Source organism: Psychrobacter okhotskensis (genome assembly GCF_965638355.1).
Classification (GTDB): domain Bacteria; phylum Pseudomonadota; class Gammaproteobacteria; order Pseudomonadales; family Moraxellaceae; genus Psychrobacter; species Psychrobacter okhotskensis.
This window is the reverse complement of record NZ_OZ281822.1, coordinates 3,137,154-3,149,704: the sequence shown is the minus strand read 5'-3', so window position 1 is coordinate 3,149,704 and position 12,551 is coordinate 3,137,154. Positions and strand designations below refer to the sequence as shown.

Genomic DNA, 12,551 nt, shown 5'->3' with positions numbered 1-12,551 from the left:
AATCACGTAAGATGCTGTTAATAGAAAGGAGACTCAAATGATTGAACCATTTGCTAATAATCACCAAAGTATGCAAATCGGTGAGCTAGTCATCGAAAATCAAAAAGATAAAATTATTATCTATGGTGATATTGATTTGACGCCTGATAGCGCTGGATATGAGCAAGCACAACGCTTACACGAGCTGACGACTACGATTCTGCAAGCTTTTGAAAGTAATGTCGAATACAACAATAATGACGGCAAGTCAAAAGAAAAAGATGACCAATTGGACAAAAATATAGACAATCCTTTCTTGTAACTGTTTGATATAGTTCTTTTTTTATAGAAATAATAAACTATAAAAAAATTACTAGGCAAAAGCTTAAAATTGCTTATAATGGGTCAAGACATCGCTTATGTCGTTTAAGTTTTTAATGAACAGCTTATTTACCATTACATTCGACCACTATCAAATAGTAGTTAACTGTAAAGCTCGGAATAAAGATTTTAGCGAAGGATAAGCATAGGAGATCAGAAACATAACGTTTCGAGTAATCATTGTATGAAGGGAGTCAGTCTATGAAATTATTTACAAAAACCACTTTAGCAGTTGCAGGTATCGGTATAGCAAGCATGGCATTCGCCGCTGATCCTTTAGCCAATACCACTTGGCAGACTTATGATGAAGGCAAGCCAAAAGGCACAGTAAAAATCACTGAGTCAAATGGCGTGTTGACAGGTAAGCTCATTGCTACCAACTCAGCCAAAGGTCAAAAACACGTTGGTACAACTATCATCAAAGGCCTCAAAGCTGACGGTGGTGGTAAGTATAGTGGCGGTACGATTACAGATCCTGAAAAAGGTAAAGATTATCGTATGACTGCACAACTGAGTGGCAGTACATTGAAGCTAAAAGGTTATATCGGTCCATTCTCACGAAGTCAAGAATGGAAAAAGAAATAAGCTAGGGTGAATCAAACTAGGTTATTACTTGCTTTATAAAAAGTTAACTTATAAATAGAAAACCCATTTATAAAGCACAAAAAAATCCCGCATTACCGAAAGGTGTTGCGGGATTTTTTATGCTTTAATTTTATGCAAATACTAACTGATTATCTGACGAACTCTGGATATGCTTCCATACCGCATTCAGCGATATCGCCACCTTCATATTCATCTTCTTCCGAGATACGCAGACCCATCACTACTTTAATGATTGACCAAACGATCAGGCTGGCAATAAATACCCAAGCAAAGATAGTAGCTGCACCCGCAACTTGACCAACGAAAGTAGTCGCTGGATTGGTAATAGGAACAATCAGTAGACCGAATAGCCCAACCACGCCGTGCACCGAAATAGCACCGACTGGATCATCAATTTTCATTTTATCTAAAGCAAGAATGGCTAAGACAACGATGACGCCTGCAATTAGACCAAACAGTGTTGCTTGTAGCGCAGAGGGTGTAGAGGGTTCTGCAGTAATGGCAACCAAACCTGCCAATGCACCATTGAGGAGCATGGTCAAGTCAGCCTTGCCAAAGATAAGTCGCGCTACTAATAAGGCACCTATCGCTCCGCCTGCTGCGGCAGCATTGGTATTCAAGAACACCATGGCGACAGAGTTGGCACTGGCGATATCGCCGAGCTTGAGGACAGAACCACCGTTAAAGCCGAACCAGCCCATCCATAAGATAAGGGTTCCAAGTGCTGCTAATGGCAGATTGGCACCAGGAATAGCACGTATTTCACCTTTAGGACCGTATTTGCCTTTACGAGCGCCCAATAGCAAGACACCAGCCAGCGCCGCCGCAGCGCCTGCTAAATGTACGATACCAGAGCCTGCAAAATCAGAAAAGCCTAAATCACCTAAGCTAAATAGACCAAAGACGTCTTTGCCACCCCATGTCCAACTGCCTTCAACAGGGTAGATCACACCTGTCATGACCACCGCGAATAGCAGAAAAGCCCATAGCTTCATACGCTCAGCGACCGCGCCTGAGACGATAGACATACAGGTTGCGACGAATACCACTTGAAAGAAAAAGTCAGAGGCTGCCGAATAGACGGAATCACCGCCAAAGCCATTTTCTGCTGAGGCTGCTAGAGCGTCTGCTACCAAGGTCTCACCGCCTGCAATACCGCTCAAAAACAGATTGCCATCATACATAATGGCATAGCCGCAGATCATATACATAGTACAAGCAGTGGCAAATAGCGCGATATTTTTGGTTAAAATCTCGACCGTGTTTTTTGAGCGCACCAGTCCAGCTTCCAGCATCGTGAAGCCCGCTGCCATCCACATGACCAGCGCCCCACACATTAAAAAGTAAAACGTATCAAGTGCGTACTGGAGCTCAAAGATTTGATTTTGCATGTTAATTCCCCCTTGAATATATGCAATATAGATATCGGTATGTCCTATAAATCTGTGTTTATAGGTGGATCTGCGCGTTAGATAGCGTCAGGACCCGTCTCTCCCGTACGAATACGAATGACTTGCTCAAGAGCGGTCACGAATATTTTACCGTCACCAATTTTGCCGGTGCTAGCGATGCGAGTGATGGCTTCGATAGCAGGTTCAACCATCTCATCGATAACGGCCACTTCAACTTTCACTTTAGGTAAAAAGTCCACCACGTATTCTGCGCCGCGATAGAGCTCAGTATGACCTTTTTGACGACCGAAACCTTTGACTTCGGTGACGGTGACACCTTTGACACCGATGTCAGAAAGCGCTTCACGTACATCATCGAGCTTAAACGGTTTTAAGATCGCAGTGATTAACTTCATAAAAAATTCCTTATATGGGTGATGTCGCAGGTTGATATAGACATTGCGGTGCATCGTATGACTGTCGTGCTTACCTTAAGTCATTCAAGAACTGTGCCAAACCTACTCAAGGGGGTAGGTAGGATTCGGCTGATAGGTTCAAAAGTGGCTTAGATATTGACAATAAATACGGCTTATAGGACAACGATAACGAGCATCATTATCAGCATAAGCAGAGTAGATCAACCTTTAACGTTGCAGTAACGAAAACTTTATTATAACCAACTTTTTAAGCGCTTGGGGAGGCTATCACTTTATTTCATGTGATGATTTGATAAAAGTGTATCGCGAATAAGTAGAGAGTAAAAGTAGGTGGGAGGGGCAGAGACGGATACTCTGCCCGCAAATGGCACGTTGGGGTTATGCTTTAGGGAAGAGTAGGTATGGGGTCTTAGTGCTGCCTAGTAGCTTTTTGGTGTCACTGCCTTTAAGCAGTTCATGCAAACGAGATTGACCAAAAGCACCTGTCATTAGCAGACCAATATTATGCTCATTTTGATAATAATTTAAGGCGGCTGTCACATCACGGCAGTCTAGCAATGCCTTTTTAGACTTAATACCGGCTTGCTTCAGACGGGCATAAGCTTCACGTAGTGCATCGCAGTTTTCTGAGTTGTCTTTACCGACCATGACGATATGAATGGTTAGTGCGCGAACGAGTGGCGTTTTACATAGCCAATTAAGCAGCTTATGAGAAGTGGCTGAGTTGTCGAAAGCAAATAAAGCGGTCGTAGGGGGCAAAAATGGTGCATGAGTCACCAAAATGGGGCAGTGGCTTAAGCGAATAAGCTGACTCAACGTTGCTTTGCAGGTCACATGATGACCAATAACAATCAATTGCGCCTTGTTATCGACATAATCGATACTCTCATTGAGATTTTCGTGGCGATGCAGCGTATAAGTCTTTAGTTTTTGGCGCTGCTGCTCGCAATAGGTAGTGGCTTGATGCAGCAACAGCTTGCCTTGGGCTTTTAGCTCACAGTTACTCAAATGCTCTTTGGTGGTAAATTGATCCAATAAAGCGCTTTCGTCATCGATATTGAGGCAGCCAGAATAATCGACTGCTGCTTTTTGCTGCAAGCTTGGTACTGAATGCAACAGACCGATAGGAGCCTGCAAACGAGGGGCTGCCCACATGCTCGCCTCTAATACGGCTTGTACATGATCCGGACAGTCTAAGCAGGCAATCACGCTATCTGGCTTTAAGTTACTCATAAGGCCACCACATCATCTTATAATTAAAATACCGTCAAGCGGGTCAATGTATTTGTGATGACCCTAACGCTTGAGCTGGTATGCCAATATAATAGTTTATTTACAAACCATGAATTAACGTCCGTTCAATAACGCAGACGCAGTGTTTGGTCATCTAATTCCTTAATCCAACAAGCCAATATCTCGGCGATCGTGGATAGAGAAGCGGTCAATCAAGGTACGGCTTGCACTGTTGAGTCCTACCACTTTGACATCAATCCCTTCACGTTGCAAGCGCATGACCAGCTTGTCCAAGGTGTCTACGGCACTGACGTCCCAAAAATGCGCTTGGCTGACATCGATATGGATGCTGTCCAAGGCTTCTTTGGTATCAAAGCTATGCAAGAACTGCGTCGTTGAGGCAAAGAATACTTGGCCTTGGACGTAGTAATAACGAGTATTGCTACTGTCGTCATACTCACTAAATATCGTTAAGAATTGTCCAATCTTATTGGCAAACGCTAGCGCCGATAACAGCACGCCGACACCCACGCCATACGCTAGATTATGCGTAAAGACCGTGGTCAAAACGGTCGCTAGCATGACAATGTTAAACGACATCGGATGGGTCTTAAACTCGCGAATAGATTGCCAATTAAAAGTACCGATAGAGACCATAATCATCACAGCGACCAGCGCTGCCATCGGTATCAGACTGACCCATTCACTTAAAAACACCACCATAATGAGCAGTACCACACCCGCCATCAAGGTAGACAGACGCGTACGTCCGCCTGATTTGATGTTAATCATTGACTGACCAATCATCGCACAACCTGCCATACCACCGAAGAATCCTGATACCACGTTGGCAATACCTTGACCACGACACTCGCGGTTTTTATCGCTCGGCGTATCGGTTAACTCATCCACAATCGTCGCCGTCATCATCGATTCTAATAACCCAACGATGGCCAGCGCGATAGAATAAGGCGCAATGATTAAGAGCGTCGTTAAATTTAGTGGAATATCTGGCAGCAAAAACACTGGTAGAGAATCGGGCAAATCACCCATACTCCCAACGTTACGAATATCGAGATTCATATACATCGCGACTGCGGTTAAGCCGACAATACAAATGAGTGGTGAAGGAATCACGCGACCGATTTTTGGAATGAGTGGAAACAGATAGATAATCGCCAAGCCCGCTGCGGTCATGATATAAACGGTCATCCCGACACGCTCAGTCATCGGGTTGAGCTCGGGGAGCTGCGCGGCAAAGATCAAAATCGCTAGCGCATTGACAAAGCCAATGACCACCGAGCGCGAGACAAAGCGCATCAGGTTGCCAAGCTTTAGAATACCCATAACGACCTGAATGGCCCCGCACAGTAAGGTGGCGGCCAGCAAGTACTGCAAGCCATGATCAGCCACCAAATCCACCATCACTAGCGCCATCGCTCCTGTCGCTGCCGAAATCATACCTGGACGACCGCCGACGAAACTAATCACCACGGCGATACAGAATGAGGCATACAAACCGACTTTTGGGTCGACGCCTGCGATAATAGAAAAAGCAATGGCTTCTGGAATCAGGGCCAGTGCGACCACCAAACCTGATAAAACGTCACCGCGAACATTGGAAAACCACTCGTCACGTAAGCTATCAAAAAAAGATGTCATAAGTAAACTGCATAGAGTTAAAGGCAAAAAAAGTAATCATTACTCAGTGATAAAATGATCGCGTTGTTATAAGTCGTTATAATCAGTGCTATTAAACGTTTTTGTATGCTGCGGTTGCGCCATTATCTGCGGATGATGGTGTAGCAACGCGCTCATCGATTTATTGACGGGTATCGCTAATACGCTCACCAATAGCCAATACGATGACAATGCCTAAAATATAGTGTATTAAAATACAGTGTCTAAAATAAAGTATAAGAGCCGCCATGGGGCAACGCGGTAGAAGGAGATAAATAATCTATCAGACAAAAGCGCATAAGTAGATCGCAGCTAGGGTCTGCCACCTCATGACCGCGATATGAATCGTTGCGGAAGAAGCGTGACAATAGCGCGATAAATGTGACAACATGCTAAACTAAAATACTTAGCTAAAACCCTCAGCCCAAATATCTGTTTAGACTGATATTATAGCATTAGCTAGTCAATATAAAAACAGCCGCATAATAGCACAAAGTCATAAAAAACCAGTACCGAAATCTGAACGATACCGTTATGATGATCTTCATTTTAATAGCATCATGCAGACGGCTAAACCACGCGCGTGCTTGATGCCATTTTGTTCGTCCAATAAGAGGAAGAGATATGACCACCCTTAACGCAACAGAAACCTTACTTCATAAGGGCAGTGGTCTACAAGTTGTGGTCGGTTTGGGACAGTCAGGGCTGTCAGTCGCGAACTATCTTACCAAGCAAGGCTACCGTGTGGCAGTCACTGATAATCAGTCGCAGCCTACCTTAGCCTACCAGTTGCCAGCAGCCGTTGATATTCGTCAATTTGGGGCTATAGATGCAGAATTGCTGCAGCAAGCGGCACGGATTATTATTAGCCCAGGCATTTCTTTGGATACCGATGCGGTTGCCGCTGCCCGTCGCGCCAATATTCCAGTGGTCAGCGATATTCAGCTGTTCTGCGAAGCCTGTACCGTACCGATCGTTGCTATTACTGGCTCTAATGCCAAAAGCACGGTGACGACTTTGGTCGGACAGATGGCGGCAGATGCCGGTGTCAATGTGGGCGTCGGTGGTAATATCGGCGTGCCAGCCCTTACTCTCCTTGCCAATCCTGGCATGCAATTGGCGGTGCTTGAACTATCCAGCTTCCAGTTAGAGACGGTGAGCAATTTGGGAGCGCAAGTGGCAACAGTTCTTAATATGTCGCCCGATCACCTAGATCGCCATGGGGATATGCTTGGTTACCATCAGGCCAAGCATCGTATCTTTCAAGGTGCCAAATCGGTGGTAATCAATCGAGAAGATGCGCTGACTCGTCCGTTAGTGGCTGACAATTTGCCACGGCTGAGCACGGGTATCCATGCTCCTGATAAAGGTCACTATGGCCTCATCACCGATCCAGAGGGACAGATTTATCTTGCACGCGGGACCGAGCGCTTACTATCAGCGGACAAACTGCCAATTAAAGGTCGTCATAATCTGTTGAATGCACAAGCGGCTTTGGCGCTGGGTGAGCTTGCTGGCTTACCGCTGGATAGCATGCTAAATACCTTGCAGCAGTTCACAGGTCTCGAGCATCGCTGCCAATATGTCGCTACTGCGGCGGGTATTGATTATTTTAACGATTCAAAAGGCACCAATATTGGCTCGACCATGGCCGCTATCGAAGGGTTAGGTGCGGTCTATGCACCAAAAGACGGCAAGCTGTTGTTAATCTTAGGTGGGCAGGGTAAAGGTCAACAATTTGGTGAATTGACGCCCTTTATCAATCAATATGTCAGCCAAGTGCTGTTTATTGGTGAGGATGCCAAGCAGATTGAGCAGCATCTACGCGCGGCTAAATTAAGCGATGAAGTGGCGCTGCATCAATGCCAGACCTTAGAAAATGCGTTTGCCACTATTCAGCAAGTCACTATAAGCAGCTTGTCACAAGTGCAAGCCGTGTTATTATCGCCAGCCTGTGCCAGCTTTGATCAATTTAGTGGTTACGCCGCTCGTGGTGAGCATTTTAGCCAGCTGGTCAGCCAGTTAGAGAAAGGCATTTAAATAGCATAAGCCAAATATTTGGCAACTACATAGCCCTACGGACACCGCAGCGAATAACCAATCGCATTTTGTTGATAAATGATTGTTTTGCTTATAGATTACTGCTACTGTCAATAATAATCAGTCAGGCAAGTTGTCGATTTTATTATTCAGTTGATAATAAGTCGATGATTCTAGGATAGACGGCAAGATAGGCGTCGTCTTTCTAGGGCGTGTTCTCTGAAGACACGCCCTAATAGTAATTTATGAATGAGCTGTTTTCTAGTATAAGTGGCTGTTATGGTCCGTGCGGTACGATCTACTTTATATTTTTTATACGGTGGCGTTGCATAAACGCCGTGTTTTTTCGTTTGTTAGTGTATATAAAATTATGGCCCTCTCCTCTCTTTTTCGTTCGTCTCCCTCATCGCAGCAAGCTTCTGGCTCAGATGGCATTCTTTCTATGCCATCAGCGCGAGCAATTTTAATATCGAGTGTCGGCTGTATGCTGGTGCTCAGTCTGCTGATGGTTGCTTCTGCCTCTATTCCCTTCGCGCTCAGTCGCGGCATGACAGAGCTGCATTTTTTTAGAAATCAACTGCTCTATATGGGAATTGGCCTAATCGCCGCTGCTTTTCCTTATTACTTGGTGTCCCTACGAACCTTATATAAGACAGAAACCCAGTTTATCCTGTTAGCGATTACCGGAGCCTTGCTGTTTTTAACTTTGTTTGGCACACCGATTAATGGCTCTAAGCGCTGGTTAAATTTAGGATTTTTGAACTTTCAGGTCGCAGAATTGGCCAAACTGGTCATGATTGTATTCGTATCTGACTTTGTCGTGCGCCGATCTTTTGAGGTTCGTAATGGCTGGGATGGCTTTTTACGGATATTTTTAGTGGTCGGCATGATTACGCTATTACTGTTATTGCAGCCAGACTTTGGCTCTTTGGTCGTCATTGTGGGTACTGTTTTTGCGATATTTTATATCGCTGGCGCACCTTACAAGCAGTTCTTGGCATTGGGCGGCTTGGTGGCTGGGTTAGCAGTACTGGCAGTGACGTTGGTACAGTATCGCTTGGTACGTGTGATGTCGTTTTTGGATCCCTTTGACGATGTGCAAGATACCGATTATCAGCTCGCGCGCAGTTTGATTGCCTTTGGTCGTGGTCAGTTTACTGGCGTTGGTTATGGTGAAAGCGTACAAAAACTGTCGCATTTACCTGAGGCGCATACGGATTTTTTATTAGCGATTACGGGTGAAGAGTTGGGTTTTGTGGGGGTCGCGATGGTGTTGCTGCTTGAGGCGCTCATTATCGGTAGCGCAATGCGGATCAGTTATAACGCGCTCAAGCGTCGTCAGATGCGTATGAGCTATACCGCCTTTGGTATCGGTGTGGTCTTTATCGCGCAAACAATTATTAACGCGGCGATGAATATGGGTGCGATTCCGACTAAGGGTTTGACCATGCCATTTTTCAGCTACGGTGGTTCATCCATGCTCATCAGCTTAGTGATGGTTGCCTTGCTGCTAAAGATTTACAAAGAAAGCCCTGAGATCGAAAAAAGCCAGTGCCGTTATTATTAGTCGCTTCGGTAATTAGCAAGTTAAAAGAATTTTCATGATTAATGTTTGATGACCACTATTTGACAAAAAGCGTCGCCAGCAGCGGCGCTTTTTGTTTTTTAATAATGAGGCAGATTAAGCACGCTTTTGCCCTGTAGCGGGGTATGATCCCATTGCGCAATTGCTTGCGCTAGCATACGGGTTGGTGTATCTCTATCGACCGCTGGCTGCTGTAATAACTCAAGAGCGGTCTTTAGCAATTGGCTTGGATCGCGAGTATCAATCGGTTGTGCAAGGTTCTGCTTGGAGAGCTTTTGTCCATCAGGATTGCATATCAAGGGCAGATGATACCAGTGATCGATAGCCGGTAAATTAGCTGCCTGCATGATACTAATCTGAGCCGTGGTCATGGGTAAAATGTCCAGTCCACGCATAATATGAGTGACTTGTTGTAGCCCGTCATCGAGGCTGGCGGCTAAGATATAATTGATCATGCCGTCGTTGCGGCGCACCACCATATCCCCTAAGGTCTGTTGTGGATTGTCCCACTGCAAGCCCTGAATAGCATCATTAAAGCCAATGCTATAGTCTGGCAGTTGTATGCGCAGCTTGTGTTGCTGACGATCGAGATTGGCATTGAGGCAGCAGCGTGGGTAGTGTTGTCTATTGGGTAGCAGTTGCTTAATATCCGTAGCATTCAAATCTGCTGGTAGAGGCTCTAGGTTTTGAGTCGTCGAAGATGGCTGTGCTTGCTGAGACCAGTAGCGCTCCAAGTCCTTACGTGAGCACTGACAGCCATAAGTTAGTGGTAGCAGGTCTGATGATAAATAGTCGTTATAGATATCAATACGCTCAGACTGATAAATGACATCTCCATCCCACTGTAGCCCGAGCACTTCTAGATCTATAAGAATCTGCTCAGTGAACTGTCTGTCACAGCGTTCCGTATCAGTATCTTCGATACGCAGCAGCCATCTACCACCGAGCGACTTGATATGGCAAAAGCTGGCAAGCGCAGTGGTCAAGGAGCCAAGATGCAGCTCACCCGTGGGTGAAGGCGCAAAGCGGCCGATAGGAGGGGGTAGTGGTTGCTGATGGGGCATATGAATACGAGTCGTTTGCAAAGTAGAAAGTAGGGGTTATCAAGGTAATTACTCATCAAAGCAGTAGAATGTAGCTATAGTCAGTGAAAAGTAATATCGAACCATCACGCACTGCTAATATTAATTCTTCTGGCTTGCTGTACTTTTGCAGACAGAGGCGATAAAAAATTGATATCAGCAATAGCGTCGCGTCTTTAGGATATTTTGACTATAGAATAAAGAAGAACAGAGTAAAAAGATATTTATTAAATGGGCTTATTTTGTCAGTAAACTAAAAAAGCTATCTATAGAACGGAATTTATAAAACGCAACGAGCGACCAATAAATGGTCGCTCGTTATTATAGAGCCTGTCAGCACGCATTTATCTGCACTGACATAAGGGCGTGTTTAGGTATGACCTTGGTTTTGACGCTCTTTGATCTCTGATAACGTCTTGCAGTCGATACATTGGGTTGCCGTTGGGCGAGCCTCAAGACGGCGCAAGCCAATCTCTACCCCGCAAGTTTCACAAAAACCATAGTCATCGTTTTCAATTTCTGCCATAGACTTATCGATTTTGCGAATGAGTTTACGCTCACGGTCACGCGTACGTAACGTCAAGGCAAACTCTTCTTCTTGAGTCGCGCGGTCGTTGATATCTGGCATGGCGCTAGACTCATCTTGGATATAAGTCTTGGTGCGATCTGCTTCGCCAATCAGTTGCTGCTTCCAATCCAACAAAATAGCCTTAAAATGCTCTAACTGCGCATCAGACATATACTCTTCGTCTTTGGCAGGCACATAAGGAGTAAACTTAACATCACTCGGATTCGTGGTCACGGTGCTCATATGGGTATCCTACTTTTTCAAATTAATTCAATAAAACGACATATCAAAAGACAAGACGTTATAAGTTTAACAAACGCTATAAGTTGTCCCTTTATAAAACGTTTTACCACTTGGTAACACAAGTAACACAGCTGAACTCATCGTACGGTTATATTGATATGTTTATATCAATGGTCAGGTATATTGTTATGCATATTTTTATTTAAATGGCTGGGTCTAAATAATGCGACAAATGACTGACTGTGAAAACTTAGCTTGTGGTCAATGTAGCCATCCTAGCTATTATAATTTTGCTGATGATTAATCGCGTTACCGTTCTAACGCGGTTTGGTTTTATCAGTATCGTTATTCACTTATCATAAAGCAAAGTTTGATTTTGCCAACCATATGGACGAAATTTTTTGTATTAAATCAAACATATGGACAAGGGCAATCATGGTGTTTTTGACGCCGATAAAACTGGGCATCAAGTATCCAACCTTTTAACCCAGCTTGCAACCTCTCCATTGTTGGCTAATTGCAACCAACGATAACCGGGGCGCGCGTTTTCATCGTAAGCAAAATCGTCTCTATAAGGCTTAAATTGATAGCAAGTCGACGGCGTGCTATAAACGCTGACCCCTTGACGATGGCGTACTTGCGCTTGATGGGTATGACCGCTAATGATTACTTTTAATTGGTCAAACGGAGCCATATGCTGCCAAAAAGCCTCGGTATTCTTTGCCATATGGATATCGATCCAGTCAGACTCTACTGGGATAACGTGATGGTGCAGGGCGATGAGCGCAGGCTTATTACATCCTTGCAGCTGCCTACACAACCAGTCGATATCGGTCGCGGTCACTTCTCCTGCCACCTTGCCAGAAATAGAAGAATCCAGTAATAGTAATTGCCAGTGCTCCGTCTCAATAACGTGTCGGCTGAGCAAACGCGCATCGGTCGGCTGGGCGACGAGTTCGCGCTGAAAAAACGGTAAATCGCTACCGATCTCATCAGTGACATCATGATTGCCCGCAATACAGGCAAAAGGGATGTTGGTCGCTTGCAATACCTCAAAAATATGATCGTAAATAGTGGGCTGTACTTGATTGACCAAGTCGCCAGTCACCACGATCAAGTCACAGCGGATATCTTCACTCAATGCTTGTTCGATGATTTTTTCAAAACTGTGCTGACAAACAAATATATCGGAACTATTGTCGATGTCTTCATCCGCCAGCGCAGAGGTGGGTGTTGACAGGTGCAAATCCGTGATTTGTAACACATTTAGCTGTTGATCTGGCGTACTGATGTTATTGGCAGGATAGCTTAGCATTGGGTCAGTCC

General features: G+C 44.9%; 11 protein-coding genes. 4 read left to right on the top strand and 7 right to left on the bottom strand.

Annotated features, from left to right (window positions below; genetic code table 11):
• Window positions 1-37: 37 nt before the first annotated feature.
• Both ACSUPM_RS13095 and ACSUPM_RS13090 read left to right on the top strand, forming a co-directional pair.
• Window positions 38-301, top strand: coding sequence for a hypothetical protein (locus ACSUPM_RS13095; RefSeq protein WP_025651455.1), 264 nt, complete (start codon window positions 38-40; stop codon window positions 299-301).
• Window positions 302-561: 260 nt separating this feature from the next.
• The gene (locus ACSUPM_RS13090) at window positions 562-945 is read left to right on the top strand and encodes a DUF2147 domain-containing protein (protein WP_025651454.1); all 384 of its coding nucleotides are present in this window, start codon (window positions 562-564) and stop codon (window positions 943-945) included.
• 149 nt (window positions 946-1,094) lie between these two features.
• Here ACSUPM_RS13090 and ACSUPM_RS13085 read toward each other — a convergent pair whose 3' ends face one another.
• The 4 genes from ACSUPM_RS13085 to ACSUPM_RS13070 form a co-directional block, all read right to left on the bottom strand.
• Window positions 1,095-2,357, bottom strand: coding sequence for an ammonium transporter (locus ACSUPM_RS13085; RefSeq protein ID WP_025651453.1), 1,263 nt, complete (start codon window positions 2,355-2,357; stop codon window positions 1,095-1,097).
• Between the two features lie 77 nt (window positions 2,358-2,434).
• On the bottom strand, window positions 2,435-2,773 hold the full coding sequence (locus ACSUPM_RS13080) for a P-II family nitrogen regulator (RefSeq protein WP_010197981.1): 339 nt from the start codon (window positions 2,771-2,773) through the stop codon (window positions 2,435-2,437).
• A gap of 399 nt (window positions 2,774-3,172) precedes the next feature.
• On the bottom strand, window positions 3,173-4,027 hold the full coding sequence (locus tag ACSUPM_RS13075; RefSeq protein WP_025651452.1) for a universal stress protein: 855 nt from the start codon (window positions 4,025-4,027) through the stop codon (window positions 3,173-3,175).
• Between the two features lie 162 nt (window positions 4,028-4,189).
• On the bottom strand, window positions 4,190-5,689 hold the full coding sequence (locus ACSUPM_RS13070) for a SulP family inorganic anion transporter (RefSeq protein WP_101211251.1): 1,500 nt from the start codon (window positions 5,687-5,689) through the stop codon (window positions 4,190-4,192).
• 642 nt (window positions 5,690-6,331) lie between these two features.
• On the opposite strand from ACSUPM_RS13070, the gene murD reads away from it, so the two are divergent.
• Together murD and ftsW are read left to right on the top strand one after the other, a co-directional pair.
• Complete coding sequence (gene murD, locus ACSUPM_RS13065; protein ID WP_201566428.1) at window positions 6,332-7,747, top strand: UDP-N-acetylmuramoyl-L-alanine--D-glutamate ligase; 1,416 nt, start codon at window positions 6,332-6,334, stop codon at window positions 7,745-7,747.
• Window positions 7,748-8,117: 370 nt separating this feature from the next.
• Window positions 8,118-9,314: a putative lipid II flippase FtsW gene (gene ftsW, locus ACSUPM_RS13060; protein ID WP_198551964.1), complete on the top strand. Its 1,197-nt coding sequence runs from the start codon at window positions 8,118-8,120 to the stop codon at window positions 9,312-9,314.
• A 98-nt stretch (window positions 9,315-9,412) separates the two neighbouring features.
• Here the strand turns inward: ftsW and gluQRS are convergent, their stop codons facing one another.
• The 3 genes from gluQRS to ACSUPM_RS13045 all read right to left on the bottom strand — a co-directional run bounded on the left by gluQRS (window position 9,413) and on the right by ACSUPM_RS13045 (window position 12,540).
• Window positions 9,413-10,396 carry a tRNA glutamyl-Q(34) synthetase GluQRS gene (gene gluQRS, locus ACSUPM_RS13055; RefSeq protein WP_201566427.1) on the bottom strand — a complete coding sequence of 328 codons (984 nt, stop codon included), beginning with the start codon at window positions 10,394-10,396 and terminating at the stop codon, window positions 9,413-9,415.
• A gap of 388 nt (window positions 10,397-10,784) precedes the next feature.
• Complete coding sequence (dksA, locus tag ACSUPM_RS13050; RefSeq protein ID WP_173240364.1) at window positions 10,785-11,225, bottom strand: RNA polymerase-binding protein DksA; 441 nt, start codon at window positions 11,223-11,225, stop codon at window positions 10,785-10,787.
• Between the two features lie 466 nt (window positions 11,226-11,691).
• Entirely contained in the window at window positions 11,692-12,540 is an 849-nt protein-coding gene (locus ACSUPM_RS13045; protein WP_201566425.1) for a metallophosphoesterase, read from the bottom strand.
• Between the last annotated feature and the right edge of the window lie 11 nt (window positions 12,541-12,551).

Excerpts from the sequence above, each read along its gene's own strand:
- ftsW (WP_198551964.1), top strand. The coding sequence starts at position 8,118 with ATGGCCCTCTCCTCTCTTTTTCGTTCGTCTCCCTCATCGCAGCAAGCT.
- ACSUPM_RS13075 (WP_025651452.1), bottom strand. The coding sequence starts at position 4,027 with ATGAGTAACTTAAAGCCAGATAGCGTGATTGCCTGCTTAGACTGTCCG.
- ACSUPM_RS13090 (WP_025651454.1), top strand. The coding sequence starts at position 562 with ATGAAATTATTTACAAAAACCACTTTAGCAGTTGCAGGTATCGGTATA.
- dksA (WP_173240364.1), bottom strand. The coding sequence starts at position 11,225 with ATGAGCACCGTGACCACGAATCCGAGTGATGTTAAGTTTACTCCTTAT.
- ACSUPM_RS13085 (WP_025651453.1), bottom strand. The coding sequence starts at position 2,357 with ATGCAAAATCAAATCTTTGAGCTCCAGTACGCACTTGATACGTTTTAC.
- murD (WP_201566428.1), top strand. The coding sequence starts at position 6,332 with ATGACCACCCTTAACGCAACAGAAACCTTACTTCATAAGGGCAGTGGT.
- ACSUPM_RS13070 (WP_101211251.1), bottom strand. The coding sequence starts at position 5,689 with ATGACATCTTTTTTTGATAGCTTACGTGACGAGTGGTTTTCCAATGTT.
- gluQRS (WP_201566427.1), bottom strand. The coding sequence starts at position 10,396 with ATGCCCCATCAGCAACCACTACCCCCTCCTATCGGCCGCTTTGCGCCT.
- ACSUPM_RS13080 (WP_010197981.1), bottom strand. The coding sequence starts at position 2,773 with ATGAAGTTAATCACTGCGATCTTAAAACCGTTTAAGCTCGATGATGTA.
- ACSUPM_RS13045 (WP_201566425.1), bottom strand. The coding sequence starts at position 12,540 with ATGCTAAGCTATCCTGCCAATAACATCAGTACGCCAGATCAACAGCTA.
- ACSUPM_RS13095 (WP_025651455.1), top strand. The coding sequence starts at position 38 with ATGATTGAACCATTTGCTAATAATCACCAAAGTATGCAAATCGGTGAG.